The sequence below is a fragment of the Parabacteroides sp. 20_3 genome (assembly GCF_964238835.1).
Taxonomy (GTDB): Bacteria; Bacteroidota; Bacteroidia; order Bacteroidales; family Tannerellaceae; genus Parabacteroides; species Parabacteroides distasonis.
In genome coordinates, this window is record NZ_CAXSNO010000020.1 from 1 (window position 1) to 6,697 (window position 6,697).

Sequence of the window (6,697 nt, forward strand, 5' to 3'; positions counted from 1 at the left end):
ATGATAATTAAAAACACAAAGTTCGACAACTTTCTACAGAAAAAAAAACGATCCGGATCACTACTGTCCAAAGAAAAAATCTTGGACATGGTTTAAATTGGCTATATTCAATTAGTTATACAAATTTGATTTTTTCGAGATTTGATTTTGTTCTTTTGCAAATTGTATTGCAAGAGACCGAAATCATGAATCAAGGAAAGACCATATTCGCTCAGATCATGTCGCTCATACCAAGATATGAATTCGACAAGTGCGTAAAGAGATACAATGGCAATAGACATGCCATCGAGTTCAAATGCAGAGACCAGTTTATGGTGATGAGCTTTGCGCAGTTCACTGACCAAGTTAGTCTCCGCAGCATTGATGCAACGCTGGTTGCACTCTCTTCCAAACTCTATTCGAGCGGAATAAAGTATATCCAACGTTCCACTTTGGCCCATATCAATGAGACCAAGGATTGGCGTATATATCATGATTTCGGTCAGATTCTGATTGCTTGGGCAAGAGAACTGTACCAAAATGAGCCTTCCCGTCTTGACGTGGACGGTATCGTGTACGCCTTTGATAGCAGCACTATCAAGTTGTGCCTTCAGCTTTGTCCATGGGCTCGTCTGCATCATGACAAAGGCGGTGTAAAGATGCATACGCTGTTGGATCTGCGTGGTTCCATACCAACATTCATCTATCTGACAGAGGCTGCCATCCATGACTCTAAAACAATGAGTTTGATTCCTGTAGAACCAGGAAGCTATTATCTCATGGACAAAGGCTACATCGATTTCAAGCAGTTGTTTAATCACTCTCATCGTCAGCAAGCGTTCTTTGTAACAAGAGCCAAGGATAATATGAAATATGAAGTGCTGGAGGAACGCCCCGTAGACAAGCAGACTGGAGTTGTGAGTGATTCCACTATTAGGCTTACTGGACAGAAAACCTCCCAATGGTATCCAGACACACTCCGCATGGTTATTTATGAGGATTATGCTACCGGAAACATTTATAGATTTCTGAGCAACGATTTCACTCATTCCTACCTGACTATAGCGGAACTCTATAGAGAGCGCTGGCAAGTGGAATGTTTCTTCAAATGGGTCAAACAGCGACTGCATATCAAGTCGTTCTACGGAACGAGCCAAAATGCTGTATTCTCGCAGATTTGGATTGCCATATGCGATTATCTGCTGCTTGCCATTGCTAAGAAAGTATATCATATTGATCAAAATCTTTATATATTATCCGCTGCCATTGGTAAAGTCCTCTTTGAAAGGAAACCTTTAGGTGAACTATTTGTTAAACCCAAACGTCCTCAGAATGACTCCGATGATGGTCAGTTGACCTTATGGGAAAATTTCTTTGGACAGTAGTGGATCCGGATAAAAACATTACCGTGGCCGCATACAATATGTTATAAAACAAAAAAAACATTTATTAACAAAACATACAACATCCCAGTAATAAATTCATCTATTTTTCCTTTGGAAAATGAACAGGAATTCCATATATGGAAAAGAAATTTCCAAATACGGAAAAACATTACAAAAAACACAAGAAGTCATCTTTGTTAACTCTTTGAAACATTATTAATATAAAAAACTAAAAGTCATGAAACAAACATTGTTTCTATTGCCTAAAGACGACAGCAGGAACTCTGCTGACAAACAGACACACAAAAAAAAAGCTACACTATGTCTTTGCCTTTTCTTGTGTACTGGAGTTGCTTTCCCAAACGATCTTGCGGCAAAAGCCGCTATCTCTTCCAACAGCCGGATGAAGGCTGGCACGCTTATCCAGCAACAAACAAAACGGGTAAGCGGAACGATCACAGACTCCAGCGGAATACCGATCATCGGCGCCAATGTGGTAGAAGATGGAACGACTAATGGAACGATCACAGATTTCGACGGGAAATTCGTGCTGGAAGTAAATACCAGAGCGACCTTACGAATTTCTTATATCGGATATATCGAAAAGAAGATTCAAATAGCCAGTCAATCTGTATTAAACATTCAATTGACAGAAGACACACAAAACTTAGATGAGGTGGTAGTAGTCGGCTATGGAACACAAAAGAAAGTGAACCTGACCGGTGCTATCAGTAATATCAAGGCTGACATGATGGAGAACCGAACAACCTCCAATGCGGTGAATATGATGACCGGACAAGTTTCCGGCGTAACGATCATCCAGAATACAGGACAGCCGGGCGCTGACGCCGGTTCTTTACGCGTACGTGGCGTGGGAACTCTTGGAAAGGCCGAGGCTATGGTTATCATAGACGGGGTAGAGTCGAGCCTAAACAGCGTAGACCCCAATGATATACAAGACATCTCTATATTGAAAGACGCAGCGGCCTCGTCTATCTACGGTGTGCGTGCCGCAAATGGCGTAATCTTGGTAACGACCAAGAAGGGAGCCGCAGGCAAGACCAACGTCTCCTATAACGGATACGTTGGCTGGCAATCCGCTACCCGTCTTCCCAAGTACTTGGACTCGTACGGATATGCGACACTATTAAATGAGGCATATGCGAATGACAATATGCCTAAGCCTTATGACGAAACAGCCCTGAAAAAGTTCCAAGATGGAAGCGATCCCGACCATTTTGCCAATAGCGATTGGCTGGGAACCCTACTAAGCGAAAACGGGTTGTTTCATAATCATCATCTAAATGTAACGGGAGGTTCTGAGGCGATCCGTTATTCTGTATCCTTTGGTTTCCACGATAAAAAAGGTTTGATACCGAACATGAATTACAATAAGTTTAACGTTCGAGCCAACCTTGACGCAAAGGTCAACGACCGTCTCGACTTCTCTTTGAACATGGCTGCCTATCGGGATCGCCAAGCAGAACCCGCGATAGGTATTTCCAATTTGGGCAGGACAGGGGATGGAGCTTCCAATATCATACACTACGCGTTCCGCGAGACACCAGTAACACCGATTCAATTCCAAAACGGACAATACGGGCTTTTCAAGAATGAGCATAACTCCGTGGCTACCGCTAGAGAAGGAGGTTTAAGCCGAATATACAACAACAACTTCCAAGGAAGCGCATCTTTCGTATATAAGATTATCGAAGGGCTGACCCTTCGCGGTAATGCCGGAGCGATATTCAACTTATTGGATCAACATGTCTTCTCCAGAAGTATCAATTTCTATAGCGCAGATTCCAAGAACCCGATCAAGACAACTCGGAACATGGCGCAAAACTATGACAAGAAGATGCTGGAAATCAATCTGCAAGCCTACTTGAATTACGAGAAGACTTTTGGAAAGCATGGCATCAAGGCTTTAGCCGGATACTCTCAACTATATAACCAATATCGATATGTATCGGCTTTACGTAAAGACCTGCCTTCCAGCAACAGCTTAGGAGAGATCAACGCCGGAAACGTGACTACGCAGGAGACTCAAGGTAACTTGGTGGAATATGCGCTCCGATCGGCCTTCGGACGTATTAATTACTCGTTCGACGATCGGTACTTACTGGAGGGCAACATCCGTTATGACGGAACTTCCAGATTCCCTAAAAACAGCCGATTCGGAGCTTTCCCCTCTTTCTCGGCCGGCTGGAGAATCTCGGAAGAGGATTTCTTCAAAGCCTCTTGGGTAGATAACCTAAAACTACGCGCCTCTTGGGGACAGTTAGGAAACCAAGAGATCGGCAATTACGCATTTTATAACACCTATGCGTTTGGCTATGACTATAGCTATAATAACGTGTTAACCCCGGGAATCTCTATCACGCCGACAATGGCCAACAAGAATATAACATGGGAAACTACCAGTCAAGTCGATGTGGGTGTTGACGCGGATTTCTTGAATGGCAAGCTCTCATTCACGGGTGACTTCTTCTTGAAAAACACAAGTGACATCTTACTGAGCCTGCCGATCCCTGAGATTGTAGGTGTTGACGCTCCTATGCAAAACGCAGGTAAAGTAAGGAATACAGGTGTCGAGTTGTCTCTTAGGCACAACAACAATATCCGTGATTTCAATTATCACGCGACATTCAACATAAGTTACGTACACAATGAGATCACAGATCTAAGTGGTGGTGATATACCGGGACGTTCCGTTGGAGATCCGATCAATAATATCTATGGATATGTTTGCGAGGGTATTTTCCAAAATCAAGCCGAGATTGACGCTCATCCCAAGCAAGTCATGGGAACTCCGGTACCCGGAGACTTGAAATACGCCGACTTGAACGGCGATAAGGTCATCGATGAGAAAGATCGTAAGTCACTTGGTAACTATTTCCCGAAATTGAACTTTGGGTTAAACCTAGGATTTAATTATAAGAATTTCGATTTCTCCACATTGCTGCAAGGAGCGGGGATGGTAGATGGAATCGTAAAGGCCGAGATCAGCAGGGCATTCTATAATGGAGGCAAAGTAACAGAAGCCCATTTGGACCGTTGGACTCCGGAGAACCCGGATGCCACATATCCTCGCTTGTCTATGAGAAATTCGAATAAGAACTGGCAGACATCAACATTCTGGATGCAAAACGCAGCATACGTAAAGATGAGAAACCTACAGATTGGCTACACCATTCCGTCTAAGTTATTGGCAAACTCGGGAATCAGTCGCTTACGCTTCTATTTCAGCGCGGACAACTTATTCACGATCACAGGATTTGACGGGGCAGACCCCGAAGCGGCCTACGACTTCAACAATCAAGCTTCCACAGAGCTGAGCCGCGGAGGTAGCTATTATCCTTTAACAAGGAACTATTCATTTGGTGTTAATCTATCATTCTAAAAAATTAAGCAATTATGAAACTTAAATATTATTTAGTATCACTCGTATTATTAGCGGGAACTAGCTGTAATGACGGTTTTCTGGATCGTGCCCCGAAAGATCAATTGTCTGATGTCTCTTTCTGGAAAGATGCCCAAGACGCAACTCAATACACAACGGGGACTTACCGATATCTAATCGCCCCGGAAAACCATATCATCATGACCGATTGCTATACGGATAACGCCGTACCGGTACACGTAGGTGCCGAACAAGGACAGTTATCCGCAGGAACAGCGACTGCCTCCAACCCTCACTTCAAACAAGTATGGCAGAGGGCCTACGACGGTATCTGCCGATGCGAGGTCTACATGGCAAACATCGAACAGGTGGAAATGGACGAAGGCAAGAAAACCATCCTTACGGGAGAGATTACTTTTTTACGAGCCTTCTTCTATTCAACGTTGGTGAAATATTTCGGCGGCGTGCCTATCTTGACACATGCACTTGAGCTAAACGAACCTATCCCAGCACGTAACACGGAAGAGGAAGTGTATGAGTTTATCGTAAAGGAGCTGGACAAAGCAGCGGAAGTACTGCCAGAAAAACGGACCGAGTCCAGCGAGATAGGGCGTGCTACCAAAGGAGCCGCATTAGCGCTAAAAGCCAAAATGAGCATTTATTTCCATAAATACGAAACCGCCGCTAAAGCTGCCAAGGAGGTTATGGATCTTGGGGTTTACGGATTATTCGAGAATTACGAGAACCTGTTCTTACCGGAGTATGAGAATAACAAGGAAGTCATCTTTGACCGCCAATATGTACAAAACGCATATAACTCTACGATCGGAAGCTTGATCGACCAATACTTCGGTCCCCTAATGATGGGTGGATGGGAAGCCTTGTCACCAACGCAAGACCTAATAGACGCTTATCCTTGCGTAGATGGGAAATCCATTAAGGAATCCAAACTTTATGATCCGGCGAAACCTTTCGAGAACCGCGATCCTCGCCTAGCGTACTCGATCCTTTGGGATGGACAGGAATTGGCAGGGAAAACATACGATTCAAATGGCATGGGTAACGGAAACGCTACTCGCACGGGCTATAGCATGCGAAAATATGTCAACCCCAAAAATGACGGCAACAATGAGTATGGCTGGACAAATTTCATTTACATCCGTTATGCCGATATCCTATTAACATACGCCGAGGCTCAGAATGAGCTAAAAGGGCCTGACAAATCAGTATATGCCGCAATCAACCAGGTTCGCCAACGCCCCAGTGTAGAGCTTCCTCCCCTCCCGGATGGATTAAGCAAAGAGCAAATGCGTGAGGCTATCCGCTTGGAAAGACGTTTGGAGTTCACGTTCGAAGGAATCCACCTGTTTGACTCACGCAGCTGGAAAACAACAGAGGCTGACGTGAAGAAGCCTGTATACGGGAAATTAGTAGACGGAAAGCACGTATTCATAGAGCAAAGGAACTTTAATCCGAATAGGGATTATCTATGGGCTATTCCTCTAACTGAAATCGACCTTTCTAAAGGAGCTCTTGTTCAAAACAATGGATATTGATCCTTTCGAATGGACAAACCGCAAGTAAAAGAAAAACCGGTCGGATATGAATCCTTCCGGTTTTTTTAGATAAATTTCATATTATATGTAGAATAACTACTTTTGTCGAATATACATATCCGCTTTATGAACAAAAAACATCTATTCGCACTGTTGTTTACATTACTCGTATGGACGAGCTGTAACAACCAACAACATTTTATCACCGACACCGCTTACCGAGCTGAGGTTGAGAACGATTTCCAAGCGAAACAGGCCGCCCTGCCTAACGGAGACCTTTTCGCAGTATTTAACGATCAAATGACTCCCGAAGAGAGGGAGGCGTTAACCTTTATATACGCCTATATGCCGATTGGAGACATCACGGACTATAA

The 6,697-nt window shown here is 43.9% G+C and carries 4 protein-coding genes; all 4 read left to right on the plus strand.

Going from position 1 to position 6,697, the window contains the following annotated elements; genetic code table 11:
- The first annotated feature begins 185 nt into the window (after positions 1-185).
- Positions 186-1,364 (plus strand): IS4 family transposase, encoded by a 1,179-nt coding sequence (locus tag ACESPU_RS21585; protein WP_229036892.1) that lies wholly within the window; start codon positions 186-188, stop codon positions 1,362-1,364.
- A 238-nt stretch (positions 1,365-1,602) separates the two neighbouring features.
- A complete protein-coding gene (locus ACESPU_RS21590; RefSeq protein ID WP_009276900.1) occupies positions 1,603-4,767 on the plus strand; it encodes a TonB-dependent receptor in 3,165 nt (1,054 codons plus the stop codon).
- A 14-nt stretch (positions 4,768-4,781) separates the two neighbouring features.
- On the plus strand, positions 4,782-6,323 hold the full coding sequence (locus ACESPU_RS21595; RefSeq protein WP_009276901.1) for a RagB/SusD family nutrient uptake outer membrane protein: 1,542 nt from the start codon (positions 4,782-4,784) through the stop codon (positions 6,321-6,323).
- A 126-nt stretch (positions 6,324-6,449) separates the two neighbouring features.
- On the plus strand, positions 6,450-6,697 hold a 248-nt coding region (locus ACESPU_RS21600; protein WP_010185989.1), incomplete at its 3' end, for a hypothetical protein.